This is a genomic window from Luteibacter sp. E-22, from assembly GCF_049913125.1.
Classification (GTDB): domain Bacteria; phylum Pseudomonadota; class Gammaproteobacteria; order Xanthomonadales; family Rhodanobacteraceae; genus Luteibacter.
Map to the genome: position 1 here is coordinate 429,642 of NZ_CP183975.1, position 14,580 is coordinate 444,221.

10 protein-coding genes are annotated in these 14,580 nt (G+C 65.5%); 5 read left to right on the forward strand and 5 right to left on the reverse strand.

Annotated features, from left to right (window positions below; genetic code table 11):
* Window positions 1–35: 35 nt before the first annotated feature.
* Genes ACN9M2_RS01800 through ACN9M2_RS01810 form a run of 3 tightly spaced genes read right to left on the reverse strand, consistent with a single transcriptional unit; the run spans window position 36 to window position 2,462 of the window.
* Complete coding sequence (locus tag ACN9M2_RS01800; protein ID WP_426286482.1) at window positions 36–755, reverse strand: pseudouridine synthase; 720 nt, start codon at window positions 753–755, stop codon at window positions 36–38.
* Window positions 756–759: 4 nt separating this feature from the next.
* Window positions 760–1,533: an ABC transporter permease gene (locus ACN9M2_RS01805; protein ID WP_426286483.1), complete on the reverse strand. Its 774-nt coding sequence runs from the start codon at window positions 1,531–1,533 to the stop codon at window positions 760–762.
* Window positions 1,530–2,462, reverse strand: a complete 933-nt coding sequence (locus ACN9M2_RS01810) for an ABC transporter ATP-binding protein (protein ID WP_426286484.1) — start codon at window positions 2,460–2,462, stop codon at window positions 1,530–1,532. The genes ACN9M2_RS01805 and ACN9M2_RS01810 overlap by 4 nt, the downstream gene beginning before the upstream one ends.
* Window positions 2,463–2,544: 82 nt before the next feature.
* Between ACN9M2_RS01810 and ACN9M2_RS01815 the strand changes: the two genes are divergently transcribed.
* Together ACN9M2_RS01815 and ACN9M2_RS01820 are read left to right on the forward strand one after the other, a co-directional pair.
* Complete coding sequence (locus ACN9M2_RS01815; protein WP_426286485.1) at window positions 2,545–3,291, forward strand: FAD-binding oxidoreductase; 747 nt, start codon at window positions 2,545–2,547, stop codon at window positions 3,289–3,291.
* 46 nt (window positions 3,292–3,337) lie between these two features.
* Window positions 3,338–4,618, forward strand: coding sequence for a flavohemoglobin expression-modulating QEGLA motif protein (locus ACN9M2_RS01820; protein WP_426286486.1), 1,281 nt, complete (start codon window positions 3,338–3,340; stop codon window positions 4,616–4,618).
* 7 nt (window positions 4,619–4,625) lie between these two features.
* On the opposite strand, the gene ACN9M2_RS01825 is transcribed toward ACN9M2_RS01820, so the two are convergent.
* The gene (locus tag ACN9M2_RS01825) at window positions 4,626–6,623 is read right to left on the reverse strand and encodes a reprolysin-like metallopeptidase (protein ID WP_426286487.1); all 1,998 of its coding nucleotides are present in this window, start codon (window positions 6,621–6,623) and stop codon (window positions 4,626–4,628) included.
* Window positions 6,624–6,718: 95 nt separating this feature from the next.
* On the reverse strand, window positions 6,719–8,602 hold the full coding sequence (locus tag ACN9M2_RS01830; RefSeq protein ID WP_426286488.1) for a reprolysin-like metallopeptidase: 1,884 nt from the start codon (window positions 8,600–8,602) through the stop codon (window positions 6,719–6,721).
* 224 nt (window positions 8,603–8,826) lie between these two features.
* On the opposite strand from ACN9M2_RS01830, the gene ACN9M2_RS01835 reads away from it, so the two are divergent.
* The 3 genes from ACN9M2_RS01835 (at window position 8,827) to ACN9M2_RS01845 (ending at window position 14,564) form a co-directional block, all read left to right on the forward strand.
* Window positions 8,827–11,127, forward strand: a complete 2,301-nt coding sequence (locus ACN9M2_RS01835) for an NADP-dependent malic enzyme (RefSeq protein ID WP_426286489.1) — start codon at window positions 8,827–8,829, stop codon at window positions 11,125–11,127.
* Window positions 11,128–11,415: 288 nt separating this feature from the next.
* Window positions 11,416–14,109 carry a pyruvate dehydrogenase (acetyl-transferring), homodimeric type gene (aceE, locus tag ACN9M2_RS01840; protein ID WP_426286490.1) on the forward strand — a complete coding sequence of 898 codons (2,694 nt, stop codon included), beginning with the start codon at window positions 11,416–11,418 and terminating at the stop codon, window positions 14,107–14,109.
* Window positions 14,110–14,231: 122 nt separating this feature from the next.
* Window positions 14,232–14,564, forward strand: a complete 333-nt coding sequence (locus ACN9M2_RS01845; protein ID WP_426286491.1) for a DUF4377 domain-containing protein — start codon at window positions 14,232–14,234, stop codon at window positions 14,562–14,564.
* Window positions 14,565–14,580 lie beyond the last annotated feature (16 nt).

A 14,580-nucleotide genomic window follows, 5' to 3' on the forward strand; every position in this document is an offset into this window, starting at 1 on the left:
CGACTGTTGCCTGCCCTGGCTGGGCGTAAGGCCGACTACCATTGTGTCCGTTGCGGCAGGAGGCCGCGAAGTTCGGCCTCGGTCAGGTTTCGCCACTGTCCCGGCTTCAGGTGCCCGAGCTTCACGTTGATGATGCGCACGCGGCGCAGCTGGGTCACGCGATAGCCGAATTCGGCGGCCATCAGGCGTATCTGCCGGTTGAGGCCTTGCGTGAGAACGATCGCGAAGCCGAACTTCGCGATCTTCCGGACCTTGCAGGGCTTGGTCATCTGGCCGTGGATACGCACGCCCTTGGCCATTCCCTTCAGGAATTCCTCGGTGACGGCCTTGTTGACCGCAACCAGGTATTCCTTCTCATGGTGATTCTCCGCACGCAGGATCTCGTTGACGATGTCGCCGTTGCTGGTCAGCAGGATCAGTCCTTCCGAATCCTTGTCGAGCCGCCCGATGGGAAAGATACGCTGCGGGTGGTCGACGAAGTCGACGATGTTGCCGTCGACGGTCGTATCCGTCGTGCAGGTGATTCCCACGGGCTTGTTCAGGGCGATGTACACGCCGCGGCTCTTGACCGGACTGGCGACGAGGGTACGCGCCAGCACCACGTCGCCGTCGACCTTCACGACATCGCCTTCGAGCGCCTTGGCGCCCATGCCGACGATCTCGTCGTTGATCGTGACGCGACCGGCGACGAGCAGATCGTCGGCCTCGCGGCGCGAGCAGATTCCCGCTTCGCTGATGTACTTGTTGACGCGCATGCGCTTAGGAGCGCAGGCCCACGCCGCGGCTTAGCAGTCGCAGCGCGATCGCGGACAAGCCCACGACGAACACGAGCATCACCACGAAGGCCGTGACGATGGGCACGTCGCTGACACCCAGCACGCCGAAACGGAAGGCGTTCACCATGTACAGGATGGGATTGACCAGCGAGATGCTGCGCCACGGTTCGCCTAGCAGGTCCACCGAGTAGAACACGCCGCCAAGGTAGGTCAGGGGCGTGAGCACGAAGGTCGGCACCAGGGCGATGTCGTCGAACTTCTTGGCGAACACCGCGTTGACGAAGCCCGCGAGCGAAAACACGGTGGCGCCCAGCACGACCGAGAGGAAGGTGGTGATGGGATGAGCCACGTGCAGGTCGGTGAAGAACAGCGCGATGACCAGCACGAGGGCACCGACGATGACGCCGCGGGTGACGGCACCGGTCACGTACCCGAGCAGGATCACCCAGTTGGGCATCGGCGATACGAGCATTTCCTCGACGAAACGGCCGAACTTGGCGCCGAAGAACGATGAGGAGATGTTGCCGTAGCTGTTGGTGATGATGCTCATCATGACCAGGCCAGGCACGATGTACTGCATGTAGGTGAAGCCATGCATCTGGCCGATGCGGCTGCCGATCAGCTTGCCGAAGATGACGAAGTACAGCGTCATCGTGATGGCCGGCGGAATCAGGGTCTGCGTCCAGATGCGCATGATGCGCATGATTTCGCGACGGACGATGGTGCCCAGGGCGACGAGGTTGGTCGAGCCGCTCATGCCACGTTCTCCCGGCCGTGCTCGACCAGGCGGACGAACAGTTCCTCGAGCCGGTTGGTCTTGTTGCGCATGGAAGTGACGGTGACGCCGTGCGTCGACAGCGCGGCGAACAGTGAGTTGAGGTCGTGCGCCCGGGACATTTCGGCTTCGATGGTGTGATCGTCCATGCCGCGCAGCACGACGCCAGGCAGGGCCGGAAGCGAGGCAGGTACGCTCGACACGTCGAGGACGAAGGTTTCCACATCGAGCGTGGCGAGCAGGCTCTTCATGGTGGTGTTCTGCACGATGCGTCCATGGTCGATGATCGCAATGTTGCGGCAGAGCTGCTCCGCTTCCTCGAGGTAATGCGTGGTGAGGATCACCGTGGTGCCGGCGGCGTTGATGCCGCTGACGAACTGCCACATCGAACGACGGATCTCGATGTCTACGCCCGCGGTCGGCTCGTCGAGGATCAGCAGCTTCGGCTCGTTCATCATGGCGCGGGCGATCATCAGGCGGCGCTTCATGCCGCCGGAAAGCATCCGCGCCTGGTGATGCGCCTTGTCCCACAGGCGCAGCTCCTTCAGGTACTTCTCCGCACGGACCGACGCTTCGGCGCGGCCGATGCCGTAGAACCCGGCCTGGTTCACGCAGATATCGAAGGGTTTCTCGAACTGGTTGAAGTTGATCTCCTGGGGAACCAGGCCGATCAGCCGCATGGCTTCGCTGCGATTCTTGTGGATCGACACCCCGAATACCTCGGCCTCGCCCGAGGAGGCGTTCACGAGGGAGGACAGGATGCCGATCAGGGTCGACTTACCAGCGCCGTTGGGCCCGAGCAGGGCGAAGAAATCGCCCGGCTGGACGGTGAGGGAGATGCCCTTGAGGGCTTCCACGCCGTTGCCGTAGGTCTTGCGTAAATCGTTGACGTGTAATGCGGGAGTGGTCATGGGCTGCGCCGGGATGACAAGCCGCCTATTATACCGGGCTTTGCCGGGCCGCCTCGTTCCCCGGCGTCAACAGAGACTTTCCATGGCCGAACAATTCCAGCTCCGCCTCGCCGACAGCTTCATGCTCGCGCCCACCGTGCGGCACCTGTCCTTCGAGCGGGTGGATGGCCAGCCGCTGGCCTTCGTACCGGGCCAGTTCCTCCAGGTGCACTTCCACTACGACGACGGCAAACCGACCAAGCGCAGCTATTCCGTCGGCACCGTGGGCGACGGCAGTGGCCCGGTGGAGCGGATCGAGATAGCGGTGAGCTATGTCGACGGAGGCGCCGCGACCAAGCTGCTGGGTGGGCTGGAGCAGGGCGGCACGATCGATGCCAGCGGCCCGTACGGCCGTTTCTGCCTCATGGAGGCGGACCGGAATCAGCGCTATATCCTGATCGCGACCGGTACCGGCGTGACGCCGTACCGCGCCATGCTGCCCCAGATGGAAGCCTTGATGGCTGGCCGGGGCTGCCGGTTCGTGCTCCTCTACGGCGCACGCAACGAAGGGGAACTGCTCTATGGGGAGGAGTTCGAGGCCTTCGCCCGGACCCACGAGGGCTTCACCTTCCACCCGTGCCTGTCGCGCGGCGCCCGGCCGAATCCAAGGCCGCACGATCGCCTGGGCTATGTGCAGGACATGCTGGCCGAACTGGAGCCATCCGGTGAAACCGACATCGCCTACCTCTGCGGCAATCCGAACATGGTCGACGCCGCGTTCGCCGCCCTCAAGGAGCATGGGCTGGCCGTCCAGCAGATCCGTCGCGAAAAGTACATCTCGTCGCGTTGACCCGCCCGGTGGGGCTGGTGGGCCGATCGGCCTATAATCCGGCCCCATGCATGCTCACGTCGCCCCGTCCCACCTTTCGGCCGAGATGCGGCGTTACGCGACGCTCGACCAGCGCCTTCTCGCCGCGGTTCGCGCCATTCGTATCCTGGCCACGATCTCCTGGCCCGCATCGGTGGAAGAGCGCCTGATCGCGGAGTTCGGCGCCGGGCGCCTGTCGATCCCCGACATTCGCTACCGCCCGCCGGATCTCGGCGAAACCCGGGCGGAACTCGAGGCGATCGAGGCAGAGGTCGACGAGGACCATCCGATCGCCGAATACCTGCGGCGCACGACCGAATCCTGGCGGATCGCCACCCTCATGCTCGACGCGGCCGGTACGAACGGCGTGACCGAAGCCTCCATCGCGCTCTACGGCAAGCCAGGAGACGCCATTCCTGGCAGCAACCGGAGCAACCTGGACGCCGCCCGGTACTTCGTGAACCTGGCGGACGAACTGGGCGCCGACCTGGACACGGAAGATGCAACGGGCAGCATTCCCGCCGAGGAGCTGCGGCGGGACATGTCGGAGCAGCTGGATGCCTTCTTCGCTCCGGGCACCATTTCCGTGGAAGTCGATCCCGAGCTCACGGCGAAGGCCGCGGCGGGCGCCACGCGGATTCGCCTTCGCGGCGGCGTGCACTTCACCGAGTACGACCGCCACCAGCTGTTGGCGCACGAGGCCTTCGTTCATTCGTTAACCGCCTTGAACGGACGCGAGCAACCAGTGCTCGCGTCGCTGGCACGCACATCGCCACGAGTGACGGCGACGCAGGAAGGGCTGGCTGTCTTCGCCGAGCTGATGTCGGGAGCGATCGACATATCGCGCTTGAAGCGCATCAGCCTGCGTATCCTCGCTATCGACATGGCCCTCAACGGTGCCGATTTCGTCGAGGTGTTCCGCTATTTCCGCGATTGTGGGCAAAACGTGGCGGACAGTTTCCATTCGACGCAACGTGTCTTCCGCGGCGTGCCGCTCACGGGTGGGTCGGCGTTCGCCAAAGACAATGTGTATCTGAGCGGCTTGCTCGCTGTGCACACGTTTTTCCGCTGGGCGCTGCGCCAGAGACGCCTGGACCTCCTGCGCAACCTCTTCGCGGGGAAGCTCGCGTTGCATGATGTCATGAGCCTCGAAGCACACTTCGAAAGCGGAGATATCGTCGTTCCACGTTACCTGCCGCCATGGATGCAGCACGTGCACGGGCTTGCTGGAAAACTCGCTTTCTCGTTGTTCGTGAATCACATCCACATGGCTGGTGTCGAGGCCGAGGAAATCTCGCTCGGCCTTTGATATCCGGCTAGCGGAGGATGAGTTCACCGGGAGACAGGGCGAAGAACCGGCCATCGGCGCAGCCTACGCGCAAGCGTGCATTGCGCGACGTGGGCACGCCGTGGGGTATCGTGATGGTCGCCCGGCCCTTGTTCGGGACCGCGTCCGCCAGCGATACATCCAGGAAGTTGCGTCCTCCATCGAGCGAGAGGTCGATCTGCACCCGGCTACATGAGACCGGGGCGCCGACGGTACCGGCCACCTCCCATCGAACCTGTCGTGCCTTGCCACGTTGAAGAATGGCCCCCGTTTTCGGCAAAGTCACCTCGAACGGTTTGCCGGTGTCGACGACGCGCACGGTGCGATCCGCGGAGACGACATGGGAGCGGAAATCCCGGTTGTCCCTGGCGATCAGGCGAAAGTGGAGCTCGCGCGAAGTCTCGGGAAACGCGTCACCGCGTCCGGCAGGTTCCTCGCCGAGCAGGACGGACATCGAAGGAAAGGTCTGCTCGCCTTCCGTATGCGGTGTTCGTGAGCGGAACAACGGCCCGGAGCCGGTATCCGTAAGGGCATCTTCCGTCTCCTGCATGTCGCCGAGGTCCGTTTGCTCGAAGGTATAGGTCATGCGCGCCGCCGGGTCGGCGAACCGTGCCAGCCCCGTGAGCCGGAACGGCGTGCGTGCTGGCACGACCAGCGGGCGGTGCCAGCCCTGGGTATCCAGCAAGGGCGCGGGCGACGTGTTCACGCGGGCCTTGGCACACGCTCCGCCGGTACTTGCGAGCCATGACTGGACCTGGTCGATGCTGGTGCCATGGAAGTAAGGATCGCTATGCGATTGGAGGTCGTGCGAGCCGCAAATGCCGGCGTAGCCCATCACGGTCGAGCCGCTGCCAGGAGCGACGGCGCTACTCTCGTCACGTGCATCCTTGTTGCATCCGTTGAACGTATGTCGGGCGCCGAACTGATGGCCGAGTTCGTGGGCGACGAAGTCCACGTGGAACGCATCCTCGAAGGGGCGCGTGCTCCCCGTCATGCCCGCCGCCTTTGAATGCTGGCGGTCCGCATGCTTGCCGGACCACGGCTGGCAGGTATTGCCGATGGCTCCGGCCACCCCGGCATCCCGTTGTCCGTCCACGACGTGCCCGACGTCGAAAGCATCTTTGCCGAGCAACTGGTCGACGACCTTCACGTTGTGCAGTGCCATCTTCCAGTCGTTTCCGGCCACCTTGGAGAAGGGATCGGCACTGGCCGCGGTGAACACGAGCCGGTCGTTTCCCTCGGCGAGCACGAGGTGCACGCCGAGGTCGTTCTCGAAAATCTCGTTGATCCGGTTGACGGTGCGGACGATGCCGGCAAGGCCGTCTTCGACCGTGCCGCCCATGTGTTTCGTGTAGGAGTGGGTAGCCGACATCGCGATGCGGAACGTGCGCAGGACGGCGGTGGCGTTGCCACGGGCCGTGGCCGCCCGCGGCAACGCTGCCACGGCGTCGATCATCTCGCCATGCTCTTGTCTCTGGGTCGTTGGCGCGTCGGCGCGGCGGAAAACGATATGCGAGCGAGCCGACGAGCGCCCTGCCTGCCTCCCCGCTGCTTCCGGCTGGACCATCCAGTCGCCCTCGCGGTCGCGGACCGAGGCGTACAGCCCGCCGGCCGTGATGTCGAGTCGTACGCGGCGACCGTCGCCGTCGTGGCCCTTCAGGCTGCCAAGGGCGGGGAAACGCGCGGCGAGCCCGGGCGGTAGCACGGCGGAATCTTCGAGTTCGAAATCGGTGGTGCCACCGCCCGGCAAGGGCAGTGCGACGACACGCCGGGCGGAACCACGCGAAGCGCGGTTGCTCTCGGCCAGCGCGTCGGTATCCAGCGTGACGCGCCGGAATTTCGTGGGCTGCGTGGTGGCGGTTCGCGCGGTGCTGGCGACGAGCGGCGTCGTGGCGTCGCTCCACAGGTCGCGTGCCAGGGCGTCGTCGACGGCGACCGTGGCCAAGAGGGCAACGATGGCGAGGGGCAGGGGGCGGAATTTATGCATGGGGAATCCTTTCGATGAGGCACCCGACGTCGTCGGGCGACTCATGAGACCTGATTGTCACCCCGCGATCTGTAGGTCTATTCCTGCCCTGCGCGTCAGTGGCTTGCGATACGCCGGATGGCGAAGGGTCGTGGCGAAACGGCGAAGAACGGACGCCAGTCACAGGCCACCCGCAGGCGGGCCCGCTCGCTGGATGCATCCGGCGGCAACGAGAACCGTGCCTCGCCATCGTTGGGTTCGTCGACGGCGAGTGCCGGTGTCAGCCATGTGCGGCCGTCGTCGAGCGAGAGATCGATCGATACGAAGTGGCAGGAAATCGGTGACAGGTCCGTGTCGGCGACGTCCCAGCGCAGGGTCATGGATTTCCCTGCGAATGTAGTTGGCGACGAGCCATCGTCGAGTACCGCGAACGGCCTGCCGGTATCGACGACCAGCAGGCGCGTGTCGGCATGGGCGATCGTCGACGCTTCGCCGCCGTGGTCGCGGACCGTGAGGCGGAAGTTGAGCGAGCGCGTGGCTGTTGGATATGCCTCGCCGGGTCCGGCCGGTTCGTCGCCGAGCACCACCGCCATCCTCGGGAACACCCTTCGTCCGGTCGGCATGGGTGGGAACGAACGGAAAAGAGGCCCGTCATCGTGCCCTGCCAGCATGTCGCGGCGACCGATGGTGGCGTCCATCTGCTCCCACGCGTAGCTCAATCGCCGGCCCTCCGTGACCGGCTCGGCCCGCGCGTCGAGAACGAACGGCGTACGTGCTGGAACGACCGCTTGCGCGGCCAGCGACTCGGGGTCGATCCATGCCGCGCTGGCGGGGTTGATCCACCGGAATGCACAGCTGCCCCCGCGCGATGCCAGCCAGTCCTGCATCTGCTCGAGGTTGGCCGCGTGGAAGTAACGGTCGGTGTGTGCCTGGAGCGGACCGTCGTGCCCGCAGGTGGACGGTGCGAAGCCCATCGCGGTGCTGCCGCTGCCCGGTTCGAACGCCCGGCCCTCGAGCGTGGCGTCGGGGCATCCGCCGGCCGTCGGCCAGGCGCCCAGCTGGCGGCCGAGGACATGGATCAGGAAGCCGACGGCTTCGGCGGTGGCGGTCTGGGGATGGGCGTGTCCGCTCCAGGCGGCCGCTTTGTGCGTGGCGAGGAAATCGGCGTCGCGTGCATCGCTGCAAGACGTGCCGACGTGGCTTTCTCCGCCGGTGTAGTCGGTGAGGGCATGGCCGATATCGTAGTTTCCCGCACCGATTTCCCGATCGATCAGGTTGGCGGCCGCAGGACCGGGATCTTCGTGCCTGAACGGATCGCGGGACGGCCGGGGGCGGATCAGCCTGTCGTTGTCCGCGACCAGGGTGAAATGGACACCCACGTCCGTCTCGAACACCTCGTTCGCCTGGTTCACCACGTGGACGATTTCCGCGAGGGCTCCCTTCGTCGTGCCGCCGAAATGAGCCGCGTAGCGGCTGCTGGCAGCCACCGCGATACGGAAGTCATAACGTATGCCGCCCCCTCGCGAGGCGGAGCGATCCCCGGCGGCGGGACGTGGCGGGGAAAGGCCGTCCACGGCCATGGCCGCGAACGAGGCCGTGCCGGCATCGTGTACCGGCAACGCACGCCATTCCGCCGCCGTGCTTGCGCGTGTCGTCCATTCATGCGGTCCGTCCCGCACGCTCATCCTCACGCCACCCGGCGAAAGGTCGAGCCTGACCGTCCTTCCATCGGCGTCGATGCCGCGAAAACTGCGCAAGCCGGGAAACTTCGCCGCCAGCGCGGGTGGCAGTGTCTTCGAGTCGCGTACGCGAAACAGGCCGTGCCGGCCGTCGCCCAGCGGGAGGTACACGGACGTCGCCGTTTCGCCATCCATCGGCAGGCGAGCCAGCTGCTTCCTGAGGTCCGCGAGCGTCGAGACGTCCGCCACGGCCCGTCCGGCCGTGGGTATGCAAAGGACGGCACCTGCGAGCGCGGCGCGAACGAACGTGAGGCGAAGCATGGCGGTCACCGCGTGGCGAAAGACCACCGAGCGTACGCAGGCGCACGGCCGGGCAATGCAGGCATGCATGCCGGTGATAGGTCGGAATCGGTATCACTGCTTGTCGCAATGCAACACACCGCTGACGGCGGAGACCGCGTGGCGCGGTGCTAACATGACCGCTTACGTCGCGGCGCCGCCGCCGCGTCCGCCTTCCTTTTTCCCGTTACGTCCCACAGGATCCCATGGCCATCTCCGAGGAACTGAGGCAAGCCGCTCTCGAATATCACCGCCTTCCCCGACCGGGCAAGATCAAGGTCACGCCGACCACCTCGCTGTTGACGCAGCGTGATCTCTCGCTCGCGTATTCGCCCGGCGTGGCCGCCGCGTGCGATGCCATCGTCGCCGATCCCGGTGAGGCCGCCGAACTCACGGCGCGGTCCAACCTGGTCGCGGTGATCTCCAACGGGACGGCGGTGCTGGGGCTCGGCAACATCGGCGCGCTGGCCAGCAAACCGGTGATGGAAGGCAAGGGCGTGTTGTTCCAGAAGTTCGCCGGCATCGATGTGTTCGACATCGAGATCGACGAGTCGGACCCGGACAAGCTCGTCGAGATCATCGCCAGTCTCGAACCGACGTTCGGCGGCATCAATCTCGAGGACATCAAGGCGCCGGAGTGCTTCATCGTGGAGCGCAAGCTGCGCGAACGCATGAAGATCCCGGTCTTCCACGACGACCAGCACGGCACCGCGATCATCGTCGGCGCCGCCGTGATCAACGCGCTGCTCGTCACCGGAAAGAAGATCGAGGACGTGAAACTCGCCACCACCGGGATGGGCGCGGCCGGCATCTCCTGCGTCGACATGCTGGTGACGCTGGGCATGAGGAAGGAAAACATCCTCGCCTTCGACCGGGACGGAGTCCTGCATACCGGCCGCACCGACCTGGACCCGGACAAGCAGCGCTATGCGCGCGACACCGACAAGCGCACTCTGGCCGAGATCGTCGAGGGCGCCGACATCTTCCTGGGCCTTTCCGCCGGCGGCATCCTGAAACCGGAGATGGTCGCCACGATGGCCGCGCGGCCGATCATCTTCGCGCTGGCCAATCCCAATCCGGAGATCCTTCCGGAAGACGCGAAGGCCGTGCGTCCGGATTGCATCATGGCGACGGGCCGCTCGGACTATCCGAACCAGGTCAACAACGCCTTGTGCTTCCCCTACCTGTTCCGCGGTGCCTTGGATGTCGGCGCCACGGTGATCAACGAGCAGATGAAGGTCGCCTGCGTGAAGGCGATCGCGGAGCTGGCGCGCCGCGAGGCCTCCGACGTGAGCGCGCGTGCCTATGGCGGCAAGCCGCCGAGCTTCGGGCCGGAATACCTGATCCCGCAGCCGTTCGATCCGCGTCTCCTGATCCAGTTGCCCCCGGCGATCGCCCGGGCGGCGATGGATTCCGGCGTGGCCGCACGGCCCATCGAGGATTTCCCCGCCTACATCGAGAAACTGACCAGTTTCGTCTTCCGCACCGGCTTGCTGATGAAGCCTGTGTTCGACCGCGCCAAGGCCGACCCCAAGCGCGTGGTGTACGCCGAGGGCGAGGAAGAGACCGTGCTGCGCGCCGTGCAGACGGTAGTGGACGAAGGGCTGGCCAGGCCGATCCTGGTGGGCCGTCCGGACGTCATCGAGCGGCGCATCGCGCGTGCGGGCCTGCGCCTGAAGCCGGGCGTGGACTTCGAGATGTGCAACATCCATTCCGATCCTCGTTTCGAGGACTACTGGCGCCTCTATCACTCGATCATGGAGCGCCAGGGCGTGACGCCCGCCTCCGCGAAGGCGGTGGTGCGTTCGCGGCCGACCGTGATCGCCGCGCTGATGGTCGAGCGTGGCGAAGCCGACGCGATGATCTGCGGGCTGGTGGGTACGTATCACAGCAAGCTCGAATACATCACCAACATCATCGGCCTGGACGACGGCATCGCCGAGGCCTCGGCGATGGCGGCCGTGGCGACGGAGAAGGGCACGTTCTTCTTCCTGGACACCTACGTCCAGGACGACCCCAGCGCCGAACAGATCGCCGAGGCGACCCTGCAGGCCTCCATCCGCCTGAAGCTGTTCGGCATCCAGCCGAAGATCGCGCTGCTCTCGCACTCGAATTTCGGCGGCCGGGAGACGCGGAGCGCCCGCAAGATGCGTGACGCGCTGAAAATCATCCGGGAAAAAGTCCCCCGGCTTGAGGTCGAGGGCGAGATGCAGGCCGACGTGGCCCTGACGCCGGAGCTACGCGAGCGGATCTTCCCGAACTCGCGCCTGGAAGGTAAGGCCAACGTCTTCGTCTTCCCCAATCTCGACGCCGCCAACACCGCCTACAACATGGTCCGCGTGCTCTGCGACGGGGTGGTCATCGGCCCGATCCTGATGGGCGTGGCCAAGCCGGCCCACATCCTCACGCCGCAGGCCACGGTACGCCGGGTGGTCAACATGACCTCGGTGGCCTGTGTCGAGGCGCAGATCCGGGCGGGGAAGCCGAGAACTGTCGTAACCGATTGATCGGCGGGGTTGGACTTCGGCCCATCGCCGACAGGGTCGGCTCCCACCAGGGCTCTCCTTCCAGCAGGGCCCCGGCCCGCCTGGGCTCGGTGGGAGCCGACCCTGTCGGCGATGGCGCGGCAGCGGGCCGCCTCGCCAAATTCCCGCCAGAGCCCTCCTTGCCACGATCCAAAAGCCCCATACCGCCGCGTATGCGGAAACCTTGAGTTATCATGGAAAGGTTTTCCCGCCACCCCAGCGGGCTTCTTCAGTCCCCATGAGCGCGCGTCACGCGCGAGCGGAGCATCCATGGACCAGATCGACGATATCCTTCACCAGGACCTCGACCCCACCGAAACCCGTGAATGGGTCGAGTCGCTCAATGCCGTCATCAACCACGACGGCACCGAGCGCGCGCATTACCTGCTGGAGCGCATGGTCGACTCCACCCGTCGCGCGGGCGGCTACCTGCCGTTCGACCCGACCACGGAGTACGTCAATACCATCCCGCCGCACATGGAAGCGCGCAGCCCGGGCGATGCCGCGATCGAATGGCGCATCCGCTCACTGATCCGCTGGAACGCGCTGGCCACCGTCGTGCGCGCCAACCGCAAGCCCGGCGACCTCGGCGGCCACATCTCCAGCTTCGCCTCGTCGGCCACGCTGTACGACGTGGGCTTCAACCATTTCTGGCGCGCCCCGAGCGCCGACCATCCGGGCGACCTGGTGTTCCACCAGGGCCATTCGGCGCCGGGCGTCTACGCGCGTTCCTTCCTGGAAGGCCGTATCGGCGAAGACCAGCTCGACCTCTTCCGCATGGAAGTGGAAGGCAAGGGCCGCGGCCTCTCGTCCTACCCGCATCCCTACCTGATGCCGGACTACTGGCAGGTGCCGACCGTGTCCATGGGCCTCGGCCCCATCCAGGCGATCTACCAGGCGCAGTTCTGGAAGTACCTCGAACATCGCGGCCTGATCCCGAAGAGCGATCGCAAGATCTGGTGTTTCATGGGCGACGGCGAGTCGGACGAGCCGGAATCGCTCGGCGCGATCTCGCTGGCCGGCCGCGAGGGCCTCGACAACCTCATCTTCGTCATCAACTGCAACCTGCAGCGCCTCGACGGCCCCGTACGCGGCAACGGCAAGATCATCCAGGAACTGGAAGGTGTCTTCCGTGGCGCCGGCTGGAACGCGATCAAGGTCGTCTGGGGCAGTTATTGGGACCCGCTCCTCGCCCGCGACACCACGGGCAAGCTGCGCCAGCTGATGATGGAAACCGTCGACGGCGAGTACCAGGCGTGCAAGGCGTTCGGCGGCGCGTATACCCGCGAGAAGTTCTTCGGCAAGTACCCGGAGACGGCCGCGCTCGTGGCCAACATGTCCGACGACGACATCTGGCGCCTGAACCGTGGTGGGCACGATCCGCACAAGGTCTATGCGGCCTACCACGCGGCCGTGAACACCAAGGGCATGCCCACCGTCGTCCTCGCCAAGACGGTGAAGGGCTATGGCATGGGCGCCGCGGGTGAATCGCAGAACCCGGCGCACAACCAGAAGAAGATGGACACGGACGCGATCCGCGCCTTCCGTGATCGCTTCAACATACCCGTGCCCGACGACAAGCTGGACGAGGTGCCGTACTACCACCCGGGCAAGGACTCGGAGGAAGTGCAGTACATGCTCGAGCGCCGCCGCGCTCTGGGCGGTTCGTTGCCGCAGCGTCGCCGCAAGGCCGACCAGTCGTTCAAGGCGCCGACGCTCGAGTCCTTCGAGCAGATCACCAAGGGCACCGGCGATCGCGAGATCTCCACGACCATGGCCCTGGTCCGCGGCATGAACCTCATGCTGCGCGACAAGGAACTCGGCCCGCGCCTCGTGCCGATCGTCGCCGACGAAGCCCGCACCTTCGGCATGGAAGGCATGTTCCGCCAGATCGGTATCTATGCGCCGTTCGGCCAGAAGTATCGTCCGCAGGACGCCGACCAGCTGCTGTACTACCGCGAAGACCAGAAGGGCCAGGTACTGCAGGAAGGCATCAGCGAAGCCGGCGGCATGAGTGCCTGGCTTGCCGCGGCCACCAGCTACAGCATCAGCAACGTGCCGATGCTGCCGTTCTTCATCTATTACTCGATGTTCGGTTTCCAGCGCATCGGCGACCTCTGCTGGGCGGCGGGCGATATGCGCGCGCGCGGTTTCCTCATCGGCGGCACCTCGGGGCGCACCACGCTCAACGGCGAGGGGCTGCAGCACGAGGACGGCCATTCGCACCTGCTTTCCGGGGCCATCCCGAACGTCATCTCCTACGATCCGACCTTCTCCTATGAGCTGGCGGTGATCCTGCAGGACGGCACGCGCCGCATGATGCAGGAGCAGGAGGACGTCTACTACTACATCACCGTGATGAACGAGAACTATGCCCATCCCGACCTGCCCAAGGGTAGCGAGGAAGGCATCGTCAAGGGCATGTACCTGTTCAAGGACGGTGGCAAGGCGAAGAAGAACGAGCCGCGCGTGCAGCTGATGGGTTCGGGCACGATCCTGCGCGAAGTGATCGCGGCCGCCGAATTGCTGGAGAAGGATTTCGGCGTGTCGTCGGACATCTGGTCGGTGCCGAGCTTCTCGGAGGTCCGTCGCGAAGGTTTCGACGCCGAGCGCTGGAACCGCCTGCATCCGGAAAGCCCGCAGCGCGTGCCGTACGTCACCGAGTTGCTGTCGGACCGCCAGGGCCCCGCCATCGCCGCCACCGACTATGTCCGCGAGTTCGCCGACCAGATCCGCGCCTTCATGCCGGATGGCATGCGTTACACGGTGCTCGGCACCGACGGCTTCGGCCGTAGCGACACGCGTGCGAACCTGCGCAGCCACTTCGAGGTGGACCGCTACTGGATCGCGCATGCGGCCCTCGCCGCCCTGGCGAAGGACGGCAAGGTCAACGCCAAGGACGTCAGCCGCGCCATCAAGGAATACAAGCTCGACATGGACAAGCCGAACCCGATGACGGTCTGACCGCCAGCGCGATGGAACGTGAACGAAGGCCGGAGCGATCCGGCCTTCGTCGTTTTCGCATCACGCGGTATCGATGGGTCTCCTGCTATGTATCGGCCTGTCGACACACGCGGACCCATGCCATGCGCCTAGCCTTCCTTGCCGCCATCGCCTTGAGCCTGGTCGCGTGCGCCACGGCGCCGGCGGATCACGGTTCGCGTTCCCGCCTGTTGTACATCGCCGCGACGAAGGCGCCGTGCACGACCGGCGTGATGAAGACCGAATGCTTTCAGTATCGTGAAGAGGCCACGGATGCCTGGCAGTTGACCTACGTGCCGATCGACGGCTTCGACTGGCAGCCAGGCAACGAGTACCTGCTGAAGATCACCGAGGTACACGCGAAGGACGCACCCGAGGATGCGTCACGCGTGACGTGGCATGTGGACAAGGTGGTCGAGCAGCATCCGGTGAAGTGAAGCCGCTCCCAAAAAA